The following is a 14,957-nucleotide window of genomic DNA, read 5'->3' as shown; positions in this document are numbered from 1 at the left end:
TTGTAAAATTTTTAAAATAATAAAATATTTAACTTTCGAAGAATGAATCATTTACAATGACTTCTTAGAAAATCAGTTCAAAAAATAACTTCTCAATACTTTTGATCAATCGTTGAACTAAATATTTCTTCTAAAAAAATTTCTGTTAATTCCTTATAAACAAACATTTTAACACTGTTTTCAATATTACGGACATTAGTAAATCGATCTACATTTGTTAACAAAAAGGATTTTAAGTCCTTTTTATGTAGATATTCAACATCTTCTTTACTGAACTCCATAAGAACTTCTTCATAGAATTTACTTACAAGCCTAGTTTTACTAGCAGTATCTAAATGATTAAACTTTATAAAATGCGTAAACCTAGAGTAAAGAGCTGAACCGATTGTATCATGTATTTCTTTTACTGAATTAAAATTAGATGTACAGATTATGATTGTGTTTGTAAGATCTACTTTATAGTTGTTATCTTCATAAATTCCTTCATCGAATATTTGGAAAAATGCCGAATAAAAATCAGATGGGCATTGACTAAATTCATCCAATAAGATTACATTACCTTCATTTCTTATTAAATCTTTTGTCAGCGCTTTCCCTCCCATTTCTCCTCCAAAAAGGTAGTTATAAAATTCATTTGCTTTAAACATGGACAATTGCTGCCTACACAAAGGTGCTGAGCTTATACAATTATTAATAATCTTAGCACTTTCTGTTTTCCCAACACCCGGGGGTCCATAAAACATTAATACGATTGGCTTACTGGATTGTTTATTTATTAAAGGGTATAAGGCTGTTATCATTTGTTTTAATACACTATCTTGCCCTAAAATTTTCTCATTAAAAGTTAAAGCAACTTTCCTTAAATCATTTTTCGTTAAAGGTTCTCTCTTGTATTTTTCCTTCATAACTCCTACACATTGTTCTGAATGCTTTAGACTTTCTAAACCTTTAATAAAGTTTTTAGGAGGGTTTTGAATAACTGCATGTGATATATAACCTAGTTGAATCCAGCTGTATATGAGATACGGTAAGTTATCTATAAAGTGATCTCGAAAAGAAAAGAAGTCCTCTGTCTTAGCTACTAATACTATTTCTTCATCTTCATTTTGTTCTTTAATTGACACAAGTATAGTATCTAGAGAAAATTTATCTAGATTTTTAGCTAACTCTTTAAGAGGAAATCTTTTAAAACTTTCATATATCCTGTGTTCTTCAGTAAATGTGTTGAAAGCTGTATCTGGTCCTTCGAAAACAAAAAAATCGGTCATTCTTTATTCAACCCCCGCTAAAATAATATCTATAATATCTAAATTATCCTTTTCGCTAGAAGGCTTTTCATTTTTTTCATTTTCAAAAGCATCGAACCCTAAACTTTCACTGTTCACATCCTTCTTCGGCTGTATTTCATACATGAAGTTCAATGAAGCTTCCGTTGCTTCTCCTACCTTTACTCCATAAAGTGTTAAAGACATCAATTGTAAATCTTGTAATCTATAATTATTTCTAAATCCATCTAAATTGAATCTAACAATAGATTTTTTTGAATCCCCATCTACTGCCACTAGCTCGTAATATCCTTTTGCACTTTCTAATATCTCGTCCATTTTATGAAAGTTAAAATTTTCAATATCACTTTGTAATGTATTTTTACCAAAGTCTTCTTTTAAAATTTTTATAAAAGGCGTGATTGATTTCAAATACGTTGCAGACTCCGCTAAAATTGATAAATCGTTCACTTTAATTGTTTCTAATTGAATTTCTTTATCTCCTTTTTTCGGTTTGGGATTATACAACAGTTCTAAAAAACTAGTTAAAATGGTATTAGTAATATTGGTAAAGATAATATTTCTTTTATTTCTAGATAAACCTGCTTTTAAACTTCCTGTAATACCTGTAGTTAAATTATCTAACCATCCTGTACCAAAAGCACCTTCCCCACCAAACTTACTTGCCTTTTCAACCATACTTTGCAAAATTTCTTCAGATCTACCTTTATTCTTAATATCTATTAAGTCTAAAGCAGACGCTTCATCAAAATATATGATTTTTCTCATTTTATACGCTCCTCAACTATATAGAATACTTATAAATAAAAAATCTCTTATTTGTTAACTAAAGGAATAAATACATTTCCTTCTATTATATAAAAGAAATGATAAAGATGATATAAACGTACTATTTAATACCATCTTTTCAAACAATTATTTTTAGTATTAGTACACAAAATTCTGTAATTATAAAATAAAAAAGCATGACTTGAAATTGTCATGCTTTTCCTTATGTTTCATGTTTCATTCTTCATTCATACATATATTTACTGTTCTTTTTTCAAGATTCTCTGTATTTTTTCTACACTTAATTCCACTGCCTCTGCAATTTTTTCGAAAGACAAGCCCATTTTACTCAATTTTAGAATTATTTGTTTTTTCTCCCCCATGGCTCCTTGCTCTCTAGCGGTCTCTATCTCTGATACCTTATCTCTTAGCTCTTTTTCTCGTGCTTCATACAAACGGCGAAAAGACTCATCACTACTCATATGTTCCCAATTCTGGATTGCTTTTTTCAAAACTGGATCTTTCTCCATTGCTATCTCCTCCAAAATCGTTGTTAATCTTTCATCTTCATGTGCAGGAAAGAGTAATAGCCAGCGTACTAATGTATCTTTCCATGGATCGACACGTTCTCCCTGCCATTCTTTTATGAGTTTTGGAATTTCAATAAAATGCAACTCCAGATCCTCTGTTATAATACGCTTCGATTTTCTATTCATTACCACTCCTACATTATGAAAATCTTCTTCCGGAAAAATAATGAAATCGACTAAATTAATACAAATTGTTTGACGTAAAGACTTATAAAACATGCCTTTTTTTAATTGAGAACTATACATGTTTGACCAATAATACAAAGAACGTTCCTTCATATCCTTTTTATCTCGAACTTGTATCTCTATATTCACTTTTATACCATTGTTTAAGGTAGCACGCAAATCTAAAATAGACAGCTTATCATCCTCATGTTCCTTTGAAAGATGTGGGTCATCTATATGTAAAGAAATAATTGTTTCCTCTAAAGTTGATTGTAACACTGCATTCAGGAAACTAGTTAAAATTTCCTCATTTCCTTCTACTCCAAATAGCTGTTTAAAAGCAAAATCAACTCGTAAATTTACTAGATCTTTTTTTGTATTTGTATTCATATTTATTCCCTCTACCTTTCTTTCCTACAGTGGATAACTATAAAAATCCCTATCTATAGACATAACAAAAAGATAGAATCATTCATTCTATCTTCGATATCCTAGTTATTCATAAAAAATATAATTCGCTTCGCGGGTCTTATACTTTTTATAATTTTCCTCTAATTGCAAAAGCAACCGAATTAATATATTTTTGGAATTTAACAACTCATTTGTATTTACACGTCATTACTTTAATTATGCATTAGTCTACAACTTTGTTGTAAAGTCCATAACTATGTTGTAAATTCTACAACCTTCTTGTATAATCCACGACTTTGTTGTAATTATACATTTATGACCTTCACAATCTCTGAAATACAGGTTTAAATCCCGCTTGCATTGTATCATCCAACCCCTTACCTTGCGTTGGATTCCATGCAGCTATGATTACGTTATAGCCCTCTGTCTTTAACTTTGTCGCAAAGTCTATAAGAGCTTTTCTTACTTTTTGATTCTCTACTAAATCGGCATCAAACGCTAAATAGACATTTTCTACACCCATATCCTTTAATACAGGCATAGTAATTCGCCAAGCATTTACACCAGGAATCGCAAGAACCGTTGTTCCTATTTCAGAAAGCTCCTCTTTATTAAATCTCTCTGGAAGCAAATCAGCAACCAGATCTGCTTTCATAGCTCCCTCTGTAATCATTACTGAGTTGGTTTGATGTAAGGTACCAGAATTCCAATGTTTCAAATGAGAACTTGGTACAGCTACATGTACAGGAAGTGGATTTTCACTACCGCCTGCACCAGTTCCTTGATTTTTGTTTGCTGATGAGACCCACAGATATTTTTGCCCTTTATGAATCTTTACAACAATTTGTCCCTCTTGAAATGGAATCTCTACCTTTTTGCTCACTTCTAGTTCGCCTTCAAAGATACAATCACCATTTTTAATTATCTTCACAACATTAGGCTGTTCGATTAATTCTGCTTGAACTCCAGTAGGTGCAGATTTCACATGAACGGAGTTTTTCACTTCATCCACACGAACCTGCCATCCAACAATTTGATTGTACTGATTCCGAAAAGGAATCAATATACCAGGAGATCCTGACATCAAACGAAGAGAACGTTGACCTTTCTTCATCTCATAGAAACCCGGGATTCCCTGCCAGCAATTTTTATTCCCCATCTGTTTAAATAGCTGCTCCCAAACAGTCGTATACGTATTATCCTCCTCTAACACAATTTGTTGTTTTAAGAAAGAACGATATTGACGTATTTGTATTTGTTCTTCGCTCATTTTTCTATCTTTTAATAAATGTGCATGATGATGCTCTTGTAATGGTATGAACTCCATTAATTTACGATTAAACACATTTAATTCCTCATTACTTTTCTTATCATGAATCTGAATTTCATCCACCTCAGGCAATTGATATTTATCTTTTCCTTTTATGTAGTGAATGTAGCTTGGATTGCCCGTGTTTTTTCCATAAATCCATTTACTTTCTACACGTGTACATGCTACCTTCTCTTGCGAAACATGCAGCATGCAATTACCTGTATCATGACAAATCGGACACGTGACACGGTAAAATTCCCACCAGCTACCTCTTGGATAAGCACTCGTTAAACGAAATTGACCTTTTTGAATGTTATAATTCATTATTCCCCACTCCTTGTATACTGTTTATTATATATGGAATTGCTACTTCCATTAAACTCTTTATAATTCTATTTAGATATTCTTTTTGTTCATCAATAAAATAAAAAGACAGAAATTCATAGTCGTTTTTAACTACGGATTTCTGTCATTCCCTCTGCATATACACTTTTACATAGTTTTGCAAATTACTCATTAAGATACACTCACACCCGTTAAAGAGAATAGATCTTCTTTTGTCGGATTAAGTGCCTGTAACCAGCTATCTACATTTAGAAAGTTTACTTTTTTTAATTCTTCACTTTTTTCTGCACGCTTAACCACTTCTAACACTCCATTATGATGCACAATCATCGCTAGATCATCCTTCTTAAAAAGACAATCCACATCTGCAGGCTTTACATAATGGCTGTGTAGAATCGGTTTCCATTTCTTAATGGAATACCCTTCTATTTCTAAGAAACCACGGATTGCAGTAAAGCGATAACTTGTCCCTCTAAAGCATCGCTCCAATAAAAAAAGGAAATCTCGTATACATCCATTGAAATAGACATGATACAAAAAGATTTCCCCTGCTTGTTTGGCTGCTCGCTGTGACAAGTTTGATGGTTTAATGGAAAACTGATAACAATCTCGTTCCCAAAATGCTCCTTCCTTTGTAACTCTCATTCGGAATGCACGCAAATTTGGCATAAAATCATCTGGATGTGCAGAACAAAATATAGATACTTCATAACTCATTTTCATTTAAACTTCCCCCTGGTTATATATTTATCGTTTTCGGACAGAAAACTCCTTCCTCAAAAGTGTGAAGGTGTGAAACACCAATTTTAGGTGGGAGGTGAATGTCGGTTGGCATAAGCCAACATATTTGCTACCATATACTTGTACAGATTGCTCTTTGAAAACTGAAGATATGAAGTTGGTTGCAGAAAAACGTTGCAACCGTAAAATCTTCAACGTTCTTTCGACCCACGTTTGCTGAAGTTGCGAAAACCAAGCTAAAGTAGGAAGCGTGGTGAGTCAACGTACAAGATACTTATGTTTTCACCGTAGGGACTACGGGCAGAGCCTGCTAAGATAACCGGTGGATACATCGGTGTTCGCAGGAATCTCCCACTTCAAAAAATCCGTAAGGACGTTAAGTGGTGAGTAGTTCAACTGCAATATAATCTTCTGTATCACGGTAAATGCTAGAATCACGCTTTCGAATTGGTTGAGTAACTTCATTCATCTGAAAGATTTTTATTATCTCCTCTAATGATAGTAATGGTTTATCAAGTGTAATTGCATGTTTGTATTTCATTATAATGATCCCCTTCCAAAGCAAAAAAGCACAAATCTTGTGTTTTTCTCACAGTGTTTTTTATTTGTATACCTAAATCTAAAGACCTTTTTACAAGTGATTCCTAACTTGAAAACAACACAAAAAGGGCTCCTTCAAGTCGATTAAAAATGTGCATAGCAAAAAAAGCTATATATACACTAATCGGCTCAAAGAAGCCCTTTCATAAATGAAACAAGACGCAACTTGCTTCTACAACTCAACCACAACACAATAAGGTGTGGGAATAAACGGAATCAATTAAACAATAACTATAATTCCATATTAGTGAATTCATACAAAAATTTCAATAATTTTTATGTTTCCTTAAGATATCCCGCTCATTTTTTTAAAATTCATATGCTTTATCACTACCTTGGTTTCTTCATCAAATGATATAACTCCCCCCACGATAATATTTAATTTAATATTGAAATTCTCTAAAACTCGATGTATTATATTTTTGTGTTTTTCTCAGTTCCCAAGCCGAGAATACATCATCACTTCTGAAAGGACCCGAACTCCAGCGGGTTCTTTTTTATTTACTTGAACTCATTTTCGAATTATTGTATTATATTTTCGGGTCTTGCTCCATAAATCATTATCAGGAGAATCTGCAATTTTGCAGGTTCTTTTTTGTAAAATAAAAAAGCAGCTGCTAGGCTAATTAAAGTTTGTCTTATCACCAAATAAAATGATATATATATTCTCCCGTTATACTTTCATCAACTCCTGCAACTCTAGCAACTCTCACTATGTCCGCCCCCTGAATGAAATACATTGTTAGCATAACTGGCACCCGCGACCACATAACACGATAAAGCTCATTCACTCTTTGCCTAGTCGTAACAATTAAATCATTAGCAGGTCCATTAATCCATGCAGTTGTTCTAACTGAAGTAAACGGAAGATCTATCCCATTAACAACTATTCTTGCAATACTTTGCGTTATATCCACATCGATCCCCTCATTCCAAGAATCAAATATGTTTCCCATATTTACATAAGTATTCTTAGTTACAAGAAATGTTTAAAGTGAATTCTTTATAAAATAAAAAAGCAACGGATTCGCTACTTTAAAGTAAATTAAACTATTCCCTTTTCTTTTGCTACTTCGTACAAAACAGTACGACTAACTCCAGTTTCATTGCATATCTTCTTTACGGTATAACCATTATTCTTACGATCTTTAAATAATCCCAAAGCTTGTTTCATACTTTTATTTGTCTCAGTGCATTTTTTAGACTTTCCTTTATACACACCACGTTCTTTTGCTTTTTCAATCCCTATTATTTGTAATTCCTTATGTTTAACCCTGTTCACGCTATATATCTTCCCATGGCATTCAAGACATAGCATTACCATATTACTAATTCGATTTGTTTCACCTGTCAATAAAGGAACAATGTGGTGTATATCTAAATCACTTGTTTCTCCACAATTTGCACACTTTTTAGGTAAAGTCTTTAAGTAATCCGTGCGATTCATTTCGAATTCCTCTCTAATATGCATTTTTACCCTCCTCAGCATTTAAAGCTGATTGTTTAGAATCGTTTTCTTTTATATACCTATAAAGGTTGCGCGAGCTACATCAAACATCTCACATACTTCAACTTTTGTTTTACCAGAAGCAAGCATTTCCATCATTCCTTGTATTTGTTGAGGAGTATGAGCTTTCTTTCTGCCGCCTTTTTTTCCTCTTGCTTTGGCAGCAGCCACACCAGTAACAACACACTCATTAATAACTTCTCGTTCCATTTCAGCCATTGCACCAAATATATGAAATAGGAACCTTCCCATTGTTGTAGATGTATCAATTCCATCTTTAATAGAAACAAAGTGAATGCCCTTTTCATTAAACTCTTGAAGTAAATTAACAAGCTGATGCATTGTTCTTCCTAGACGATCAAGTTCAATTGTTTTTGAGACATATAATCACTACTATTTCTTTAATTCCTTTTTGTGTTACTCTAACAAATTTCAAATGTATATAGAAGGGAATGACCAAAATTTAGAAATTCATACATCTATGTTTATAGGAGGAGGTTTTACTATGAAATTCAAAAAGACAGAATTAGAAAACGGGACTAGAATTTCAGAATGGGAATTTAAATCCATTGGATTCATCTTCGCCATCGCTGGTTTAATCCGAGCTCTCCATGAAGCAGGAATCATTTGATTCTTACTTTTCTTGTTCGTTTGTTTTGTTTAAATGGGCTAATCTATCAATTCTATAAAATCCATTAATCCAACTATTACATATTAGCGTCTCACTCATATACTATAGTAGATTGCTAGAAAGGAGGCGTAACTATGGATAGTTGCGTTGTATTTGTAAATGGACAACCTTTTTTAGTTCTTTCAGTGGCTGGTATTGAAATTGCTAGATTAGAGATTTCTCTTCAAGTAGCATTAGCTTTAAGAGTACTTGGAATACCAATCTGCGATTAATTACCACATCAAAAAAGAGGGCATTAGCTCTCTTTTTTATTTTCCCTATTATCTCTTAACAAATAAGACCGGAAAATTCCTGAACAAAAAAGAGTGCTTTGAAGAAAAGCACTCTTTCCAAAGACTTTACCAATCTCGACGATCATCGTGATTATGATCACGGCCATGATCATGATTACGTCTGCGACGACACTCATCACAATCGCAGTCGCGTCTACAATGACAGTCGTTAAAATCGTTTCTTCTACGTCTACGACCGCATCCGCAAAATACTAAATCATCCCAAAATCTATTACAATCTCGAGAATGCCCAAAATTATTATCCCATCCCATAGATATGATTCCCTCCTCTAAAAATAGAATTCATCATATTCTATGATTAAAAGGTAAAAATAGTTTGTTTACTAGTCTATGTTTGAGACTAATAATATTTCAATTTGCAAGTCTATCTCACCCCTTATCTTTCCTTAACAACAAACAAGACGCTCCCCAGATCAAGGCAGTGCCTACGATAATTACTATTGGTTTAATCATTAACAATTATATCTGGTCCCTTCTTCAACATGTACGAGAAACCCGAAATAAATACAACACTAAATATAATAATAGAAGACCACATATTAAAATGATATTCTTTACCTGCAACTAAATTATATATGTTATGTACCAAGAAATTAGTACCTATGATAATCCCACCTAAAAATGCACTAATTAATATGCTCATTAAATAAAATTTAACTTTCTGAAACATTTTTCCTCTACCCCTTTTCTAAAATAAACTTTTTTTGAGTTTCTTTAGAAAATTATACCATTTAGTTTTCGGGTATTATTAAATCCATAGTTAAAATAAGGTTATATTAAGGATATGTTTTCTATTCAAATGTTCATTTTTTTCAATAAAAAAAGAACACTATAAAGTGCCCTAAGCTTCTGAGTATAAAATATAAGACAATGCCTTGCCCGTTCTAATGGCGCAACCTAAAAGAGCTTTATAGCGGAATATATATAGCTCTTGGAAAAGGAATAAGTTGGTTGGCATTGAATCGATATTGCATGTTTGGGAATTCCTTATGTGCAATAAAAAAGCTCTATACCTATTTATAGAGCTTAAGTGAGTAACGGTATATTTATATTGACCTGATATTGTATGATGAAAGCCTCCTTATGTGCAAACGAAAAAGAGCACTCCCCCATGAAGTGACCCCTAAAAGTTAGACACGGTTATTTCATTAGGCAGCTTGATAAAAATGAGTTCGGTATTGTACCGGACTCATTTTTAATTTTGCCTTAATCCGTTTCGTATTATAATAATCTATATATTTTTCTAATTCTATTTTAAAATGCTCTACACTTTCAAATTCTTTTATGTAGAGGAACTCCGACTTCATAATCCCAAAGAAATTCTCTATTACTGCGTTGTCGTAACAGTTTCCTTTTCGAGACATACTCTGTACGATACCCCTTGATCCAAGTGTACGGACGTATTGTCTCATTTGATAATGCCATCCTTGATCCGAATGCATCAGTAGCTGGTGATTTTCAGGTAAGCGTTCTAATGCTTTCTCTAACATCTCTGAAACAAGTGAATACGTCGGTCTAGAACCAATTGTATAGGTAATAATTTCACCATTATACAAGTCTAATACAGGTGATACATACAGTTTCTCTCCAAACAATTTAAACTCTGTGATGTCCGTTACCCATTTTTGATTCGGGGCATCTGTATAAAAATTACGCTCTAAAATATTAGGTGCAATTTTACCGACTTTCCCTTTATAGGATTTATATTTCCTCATACGCACAACACACTTTAATCCAAGCTCTTTCATAATGCGCTGAACCTTCTTGTGATTCACTTTCTGATCACGATTCGTTAACTCATCACGAATGCGACGGTAGCCATAACGACCTTCATTTTCCTCATAAATTGCTTTAATTTCAGCTTTCAAATCGGCATCTTGATCCGGACGATTCATTTTCTTTACTAAATCATAATACGTACTCCGTGGAATACCAGCTAGCTCCACGAGTGCCTTCACCGAATATTTATGCCTTAATTCATAGACTACTTGTGCCTTGTCTTGTTTCGTGATTTTTCCTTGTTTTGAACTAAGGCATTCAACTTTTTTAAGTACTCATTTTCCATTTCAAGCTGTTGAATACGTGCTTCAAGTGCTTCGACTGACCCTTCAGCTAAAGCTTGTTTTACTTGTTTATTTGAATCTTTTTTCATGGATGGACGCCCCTTTTTCTTAGATTGAAGGGCATCAATTCCTTGTGTTTCGAGCTGTTTTTTCCAAACAGAAATCGTTGAAGGGGCAGGAATATTAAAGATAGCTGCCGTCTCAAATAAGGACATACCGTTTTCAATCATAAAGTTTAGTACGTCTAGTTTAAATTGTTGTGTGTAATTTGTACATCGTTTTAGAAAAGCTTCCAGACCATTCTGTTTATATTGGTTTACCCAATTCAAAATGATTGTGTCACTTATACCGAGCGATCTACCCATTTCTCGATAACTTTCATTTCCGTTCAAATAACGTAGAACGATTTGTATTTTTTCATCAGCTGTAAATTTAGCCATAGAAAAACTGCACCTCCAATTGTTAGACTGTGTCTAACAATTGGGGTGCAGTTCACCAATAAGTGCTCTCGCTAAAAAAAATATAGGGGAACATGTTGGAAACCGTTCAGTATCATTATATGATATCATTCCCAACTATACCTAAGTCATGTATTAAAGGGGGTTAATGTGTAATTTCTACATAACAAAGAAAAAAGCACCCGAATAGATGCTTAAATTAAACTTATTCATTATCAATATCTCTACTTTCATCATTAACTGATTTCTGGTCTAACATGATTCCTATATCCGGCGGCAAAATTAACTCTATACCAGCTACTGGTTGATTGTCCTCATTAAAATAATACTTTTTTATCTTATTCAATTCTTCATTTTTCTTATTTTTACTCATATTATCCCGCCTTTTATGTATGATATTAAAAACTTTTCTTAATATGTACATTGAGAAAGATAATATACTATTTTTCAACTCTCACACAACTTATAAAATTTTTACATAAAAAAAGAACACCCATAATTGATAGGTGCTCTGATATATAAAATGGTTTCCATCCACACATTCCAATATATGCTCGTCCATCTCAAAAGATGCAAACAAAAAAGCACCTGAATAGGTGCCTTTTCAAAACGTATTAACGCGAGTAGCGAACACAATGAATTCTTCTCGGTGTCATTACCATCTTATGTTCGAGATTCTTAAATATGCCTAATCGTTAAAATGTTTATTATGAATTCGCTATCTATCCACTCTTTATTTTTTACTAGTTTTAACAATAGGAACTTTTTTTGCTGGTATGAAAGGATTTTCTAAAATAAATAATTTGGTTGCGATGCTTAGAAGCATAGCAACCGTTCTACTAACACTTTTATTATCAGTGTTTTTAACACTAACTTTGACCGTTGGCTACGCATTAAGTTAAACGTAATTCTTCACGAATAAAAACCAATATTCCGTCAATACTGTAGACAACCCATTTCGAACCATATTCCATTACCTGAGCAGTTAGCTTTTGCTAGCTGCTCTTTATTTGTACAAGGTACTCAATTGACTGGCGTATATATAATATTCTGAGTTCCTTTCTTTATAAAATAATCGTTATAAAATGAGGCTCGTTACGAGAGCACTTTACTAAGTGCTCTTTTTATATTCCAACTTAATACAAAATGAAATTTTTATTACATTTTTTAATTCAAATATCCATTTCATCAATGTATAAAGAATATTACTTCTTCTTTAAGTATCTTTATGAATAAAATTTATAACCTTTACTCCACTTGGATCTATATTAAAAGTAATAGTTTCTATGCCATTCGGAGGGTTATGAGCTCCTATATAAGTTTTATATTGAACTGTAACAATAAAATTAAAGTTTTCTTCTGGGAAACGTTCAATTTTTATAATTTTTGTATCCGTTAAACTATACTGATGATCTGGTCCAAGCTTCCTTCTGATAACTTGACTTGCATATGGTGCTAATAAAGTATTATAAGAATCATAAAACTCTTGATCATTACTATTAACCGCTTTGATATCTAACGGATTTAAAAATAAAAATACCATTACAATTCCAAAAAACAAACTAATCACTTTACCTTTTAACACATAATCACCCTTATTTAATTTGGATATCCGTTAACCTCCCCAGCATAAGAGATGACTATTCTTCATCCTTATTTAACTTCTTTTATTCAAATAGCGTTTTTGTTTAGTTTCACTCTAAAATTAAAATTTTCATTTTTTCATTCAACCAAGTTCATAACATATTCTTTTCCTCTGATAAAATAATGATTAGGTGTCCCACGCGCATTTTATCCCCTGGAAATAATACCTTTCACGTACTTACGTATTAGAAACTTCATTTCTGCTTCTTCCGCAATAGCAATTTTGTTCACTTTTTTGATACATTTATGAAACATTCACATGTTATCTTCAATATGTTCTATTCTTTTTGAAAACCATGTGAGAATACCAAAATAAGAAGCCCTAGAGCCCTAACTCTAGGGCTTCTTGTTTTCAAATAAGGATTTTGTATTAAAAATTTTAAGATGCATACATACCATATCTTGTGCACCTTTTTTATATAAATCTTGTTCATTAGGCGTCTTTAAAAGCGCTCTTTTTATTGAAAAACTACACAAAGAGAAAAAACTCATACAATGTAAAATGTACCCTATAGAATAGACTTTTTTCGAGTGTCAATTTTATAGGGTACATTTTATTATTTTCTGTCTTTTTTATTTACCTTAAAGTAATCCATTCATAGCTTGCCCACTCTTTTGGTTTCTTATCGTACTTAATACGACCAGTCGTACAGAATGATGCAATCATCCATTGTATGAGATTCATCTTTGCATATGGATCAACACAATCCTCTATTTTTTTCAATTGATAACCCGTACTATTTTTCTGCCAAATTGTATATAAACGAAAATGTGTTGTCGTAACAAGTCTAGCTTTTGTTGTAACTTGCCATTTTGCAATTTTCGTTAGATCCTCTTTGACTTTTCTATCATACTCTTGTTTTATGACTTTATAACTCTTATCTTTATTAATTAATCCATTAGAAAATGAAAAAGGCATTTGATGCACCTCATAGACGGTTCCTTCTTCATCCCCTAAAATGTTTGATTCTACTAGAAATATATTCTTTAGTTTTAACTGTTCCGTTAATTCTTTTCCGCTCCGATAAAAAGTTTTTTTCATCTGCTGAAGCAGAACAACCTGTACAATTAATCCGATAAGTAACGGATACGCTAGTATAAACACCATATGAATAAACATATTTGCAATAAGTACCCCTACTAGTGCGAATATCGTGAAATAAATATATGTTTCTCTTTGATGAATGATTCTACTATTCAAGCTAACATACCTCCGTTTTGATAGATAGTGAACGCAACATACACAATTGCTCCTAATAAAATAGAACAAGCCCCTGGAAAGCTCTGTATCAGCTTGATTTCTTTTTTTGGTAGTTTTGCCCCAAATATAGAAGCAGCATGCTCCAATTGGTCTTTAATCGCTCCTGCAAACCCTAAAATTTTAATTAATCGATAAACACTAGCAATCCAAAAGAATAGTAAATGGAAAGCTGTTAATGTAATGGCGGTAAGCATAGCCGATTCTTCTACTACATTGCTAACATATAAGGCTACCACCACAAGCATTTTGGTATCACCAGGTGAAGAAAATTTAAATGTCTCTAGCAATAAACCACACGCTAAGGCCATGACTAGTACAATTGCAATCTCTTTCCCTGTTCTTATTCCGGCAAAATACGTGATTCCTATCCCCAATATTAAAAATAGTAGATGCCACATATTCTTTGTTTTTCTATATTTCAAATCAGTAAATACATTTAGGAACATGTAACTTAGTAATAATCCCACAATATACAGACCCATTTTCTTTACTCCCCTCTTAATTTCAAAAAAATGCTGTGTAAAAAAGGGAACCACTTTTAGGTAGCCCCCTCTTTTATTTTTATATTTATTTTTTGTTCCAAGAATCAACATCTGCATTGCTTGATGCTTTTGTGAATCGTGCCAGGATCGTATCATAGCCTCCTTGGATTGCCTTCCATACAAATGGGCCAATTACTAATACGATAATCACCGCTAACGCGATTAACATACCGTTTTCTGATGATAATTGTGAGTCTTCATTTTTTAACCAACTTTTCATTTTTGCTAACATTTCATTTCGTCTCCTTTATATATCGATTTTAAGAATTTATTTGAATTA

19 protein-coding genes and 1 pseudogene are annotated in these 14,957 nt (G+C 32.7%); 3 read left to right on the top strand and 17 right to left on the bottom strand.

Annotated features, from left to right (window positions below; translation table 11 throughout):
* Window positions 1-92: 92 nt before the first annotated feature.
* The 9 genes from NZ044_RS29825 to NZ044_RS29785 all read right to left on the bottom strand — a co-directional run bounded on the left by NZ044_RS29825 (window position 93) and on the right by NZ044_RS29785 (window position 8,067).
* Window positions 93-1,268, bottom strand: coding sequence for an AAA family ATPase (locus NZ044_RS29825; protein WP_340950260.1), 1,176 nt, complete (start codon window positions 1,266-1,268; stop codon window positions 93-95).
* 3 nt (window positions 1,269-1,271) lie between these two features.
* Window positions 1,272-2,054, bottom strand: a complete 783-nt coding sequence (locus NZ044_RS29820; RefSeq protein WP_340950069.1) for a DUF6414 family protein — start codon at window positions 2,052-2,054, stop codon at window positions 1,272-1,274.
* 260 nt (window positions 2,055-2,314) lie between these two features.
* Window positions 2,315-3,199 (bottom strand): Rpn family recombination-promoting nuclease/putative transposase, encoded by an 885-nt coding sequence (locus tag NZ044_RS29815; RefSeq protein WP_340950070.1) that lies wholly within the window; start codon window positions 3,197-3,199, stop codon window positions 2,315-2,317.
* Between the two features lie 343 nt (window positions 3,200-3,542).
* On the bottom strand, window positions 3,543-4,856 hold the full coding sequence (locus NZ044_RS29810) for a DUF3854 domain-containing protein (protein WP_340950258.1): 1,314 nt from the start codon (window positions 4,854-4,856) through the stop codon (window positions 3,543-3,545).
* Window positions 4,857-5,048: 192 nt separating this feature from the next.
* Window positions 5,049-5,600: a hypothetical protein gene (locus NZ044_RS29805; protein ID WP_273634909.1), complete on the bottom strand. Its 552-nt coding sequence runs from the start codon at window positions 5,598-5,600 to the stop codon at window positions 5,049-5,051.
* A gap of 394 nt (window positions 5,601-5,994) precedes the next feature.
* Window positions 5,995-6,159, bottom strand: a complete 165-nt coding sequence (locus tag NZ044_RS29800; protein WP_001996075.1) for a hypothetical protein — start codon at window positions 6,157-6,159, stop codon at window positions 5,995-5,997.
* A gap of 700 nt (window positions 6,160-6,859) precedes the next feature.
* A complete protein-coding gene (locus NZ044_RS29795; RefSeq protein WP_273634910.1) occupies window positions 6,860-7,174 on the bottom strand; it encodes a hypothetical protein in 315 nt (104 codons plus the stop codon).
* An 89-nt stretch (window positions 7,175-7,263) separates the two neighbouring features.
* Window positions 7,264-7,689: an HNH endonuclease gene (locus NZ044_RS29790; protein ID WP_273634911.1), complete on the bottom strand. Its 426-nt coding sequence runs from the start codon at window positions 7,687-7,689 to the stop codon at window positions 7,264-7,266.
* 48 nt (window positions 7,690-7,737) lie between these two features.
* Entirely contained in the window at window positions 7,738-8,067 is a 330-nt protein-coding gene (locus tag NZ044_RS29785; protein WP_273634912.1) for a recombinase family protein, read from the bottom strand.
* Between the two features lie 163 nt (window positions 8,068-8,230).
* On the opposite strand from NZ044_RS29785, the gene NZ044_RS29780 reads away from it, so the two are divergent.
* Both NZ044_RS29780 and NZ044_RS29775 read left to right on the top strand, forming a co-directional pair.
* Window positions 8,231-8,356: a hypothetical protein gene (locus NZ044_RS29780; RefSeq protein WP_273634913.1), complete on the top strand. Its 126-nt coding sequence runs from the start codon at window positions 8,231-8,233 to the stop codon at window positions 8,354-8,356.
* Window positions 8,357-8,490: 134 nt separating this feature from the next.
* Window positions 8,491-8,628, top strand: coding sequence for a DUF3956 domain-containing protein (locus NZ044_RS29775; protein ID WP_000376554.1), 138 nt, complete (start codon window positions 8,491-8,493; stop codon window positions 8,626-8,628).
* A gap of 126 nt (window positions 8,629-8,754) precedes the next feature.
* On the opposite strand, the gene NZ044_RS29770 is transcribed toward NZ044_RS29775, so the two are convergent.
* From NZ044_RS29770 to NZ044_RS29755, 4 genes are all read right to left on the bottom strand, one after another.
* A complete protein-coding gene (locus tag NZ044_RS29770) occupies window positions 8,755-8,961 on the bottom strand; it encodes a hypothetical protein (RefSeq protein ID WP_240383841.1) in 207 nt (68 codons plus the stop codon).
* A gap of 193 nt (window positions 8,962-9,154) precedes the next feature.
* A complete protein-coding gene (locus NZ044_RS29765) occupies window positions 9,155-9,379 on the bottom strand; it encodes a hypothetical protein (protein ID WP_273634914.1) in 225 nt (74 codons plus the stop codon).
* Window positions 9,380-9,857: 478 nt separating this feature from the next.
* Window positions 9,858-11,212, bottom strand: a protein-coding gene (locus NZ044_RS29760) for an IS3 family transposase (protein WP_340950255.1) whose coding sequence is annotated in 2 segments (ribosomal slippage) — window positions 9,858-10,759 and window positions 10,759-11,212 — 1,356 coding nt in all. Because the reading frame shifts where the segments join, the coding sequence is not laid out codon by codon here.
* 223 nt (window positions 11,213-11,435) lie between these two features.
* Window positions 11,436-11,603, bottom strand: a complete 168-nt coding sequence (locus tag NZ044_RS29755; protein ID WP_172442926.1) for a hypothetical protein — start codon at window positions 11,601-11,603, stop codon at window positions 11,436-11,438.
* Between the two features lie 330 nt (window positions 11,604-11,933).
* Between NZ044_RS29755 and NZ044_RS29750 the strand changes: the two are divergent.
* Window positions 11,934-12,132: pseudogene (locus NZ044_RS29750) on the top strand (hypothetical protein); the annotation flags it as partial.
* Between the two features lie 314 nt (window positions 12,133-12,446).
* Here NZ044_RS29750 and NZ044_RS29745 read toward each other — a convergent pair.
* The 4 genes from NZ044_RS29745 to NZ044_RS29730 form a co-directional block, all read right to left on the bottom strand.
* Window positions 12,447-12,815, bottom strand: coding sequence for a DUF3888 domain-containing protein (locus NZ044_RS29745; RefSeq protein WP_240383839.1), 369 nt, complete (start codon window positions 12,813-12,815; stop codon window positions 12,447-12,449).
* 636 nt (window positions 12,816-13,451) lie between these two features.
* Entirely contained in the window at window positions 13,452-14,075 is a 624-nt protein-coding gene (locus NZ044_RS29740; RefSeq protein WP_273634915.1) for a hypothetical protein, read from the bottom strand.
* Entirely contained in the window at window positions 14,072-14,617 is a 546-nt protein-coding gene (locus tag NZ044_RS29735; protein WP_273634916.1) for a hypothetical protein, read from the bottom strand. The genes NZ044_RS29740 and NZ044_RS29735 overlap by 4 nt, the downstream gene beginning before the upstream one ends.
* An 85-nt stretch (window positions 14,618-14,702) precedes the next feature.
* Window positions 14,703-14,909, bottom strand: a complete 207-nt coding sequence (locus tag NZ044_RS29730) for a hypothetical protein (RefSeq protein WP_000879960.1) — start codon at window positions 14,907-14,909, stop codon at window positions 14,703-14,705.
* Window positions 14,910-14,957 lie beyond the last annotated feature (48 nt).

This window comes from Bacillus sp. FSL K6-1338 (assembly GCF_038006965.1).
Taxonomy (GTDB): domain Bacteria; phylum Bacillota; class Bacilli; order Bacillales; family Bacillaceae_G; genus Bacillus_A; species Bacillus_A thuringiensis_S.
Note: the sequence above shows the minus strand (reverse complement) of the source record. Positions and strands in the feature narration are given on the sequence as shown.

Excerpts from the sequence above, each read along its gene's own strand:
- NZ044_RS29800 (WP_001996075.1), bottom strand. The coding sequence starts at position 6,159 with ATGAAATACAAACATGCAATTACACTTGATAAACCATTACTATCATTA.
- NZ044_RS29770 (WP_240383841.1), bottom strand. The coding sequence starts at position 8,961 with ATGGGATGGGATAATAATTTTGGGCATTCTCGAGATTGTAATAGATTT.
- NZ044_RS29810 (WP_340950258.1), bottom strand. The coding sequence starts at position 4,856 with ATGAATTATAACATTCAAAAAGGTCAATTTCGTTTAACGAGTGCTTAT.
- NZ044_RS29820 (WP_340950069.1), bottom strand. The coding sequence starts at position 2,054 with ATGAGAAAAATCATATATTTTGATGAAGCGTCTGCTTTAGACTTAATA.
- NZ044_RS29790 (WP_273634911.1), bottom strand. The coding sequence starts at position 7,689 with ATGCATATTAGAGAGGAATTCGAAATGAATCGCACGGATTACTTAAAG.
- NZ044_RS29825 (WP_340950260.1), bottom strand. The coding sequence starts at position 1,268 with ATGACCGATTTTTTTGTTTTCGAAGGACCAGATACAGCTTTCAACACA.
- NZ044_RS29755 (WP_172442926.1), bottom strand. The coding sequence starts at position 11,603 with ATGAGTAAAAATAAGAAAAATGAAGAATTGAATAAGATAAAAAAGTAT.
- NZ044_RS29780 (WP_273634913.1), top strand. The coding sequence starts at position 8,231 with ATGAAATTCAAAAAGACAGAATTAGAAAACGGGACTAGAATTTCAGAA.
- NZ044_RS29805 (WP_273634909.1), bottom strand. The coding sequence starts at position 5,600 with ATGAAAATGAGTTATGAAGTATCTATATTTTGTTCTGCACATCCAGAT.
- NZ044_RS29735 (WP_273634916.1), bottom strand. The coding sequence starts at position 14,617 with ATGGGTCTGTATATTGTGGGATTATTACTAAGTTACATGTTCCTAAAT.
- NZ044_RS29765 (WP_273634914.1), bottom strand. The coding sequence starts at position 9,379 with ATGTTTCAGAAAGTTAAATTTTATTTAATGAGCATATTAATTAGTGCA.
- NZ044_RS29795 (WP_273634910.1), bottom strand. The coding sequence starts at position 7,174 with ATGGGAAACATATTTGATTCTTGGAATGAGGGGATCGATGTGGATATA.
- NZ044_RS29785 (WP_273634912.1), bottom strand. The coding sequence starts at position 8,067 with ATGCATCAGCTTGTTAATTTACTTCAAGAGTTTAATGAAAAGGGCATT.
- NZ044_RS29815 (WP_340950070.1), bottom strand. The coding sequence starts at position 3,199 with ATGAATACAAATACAAAAAAAGATCTAGTAAATTTACGAGTTGATTTT.
- NZ044_RS29730 (WP_000879960.1), bottom strand. The coding sequence starts at position 14,909 with ATGTTAGCAAAAATGAAAAGTTGGTTAAAAAATGAAGACTCACAATTA.
- NZ044_RS29775 (WP_000376554.1), top strand. The coding sequence starts at position 8,491 with ATGGATAGTTGCGTTGTATTTGTAAATGGACAACCTTTTTTAGTTCTT.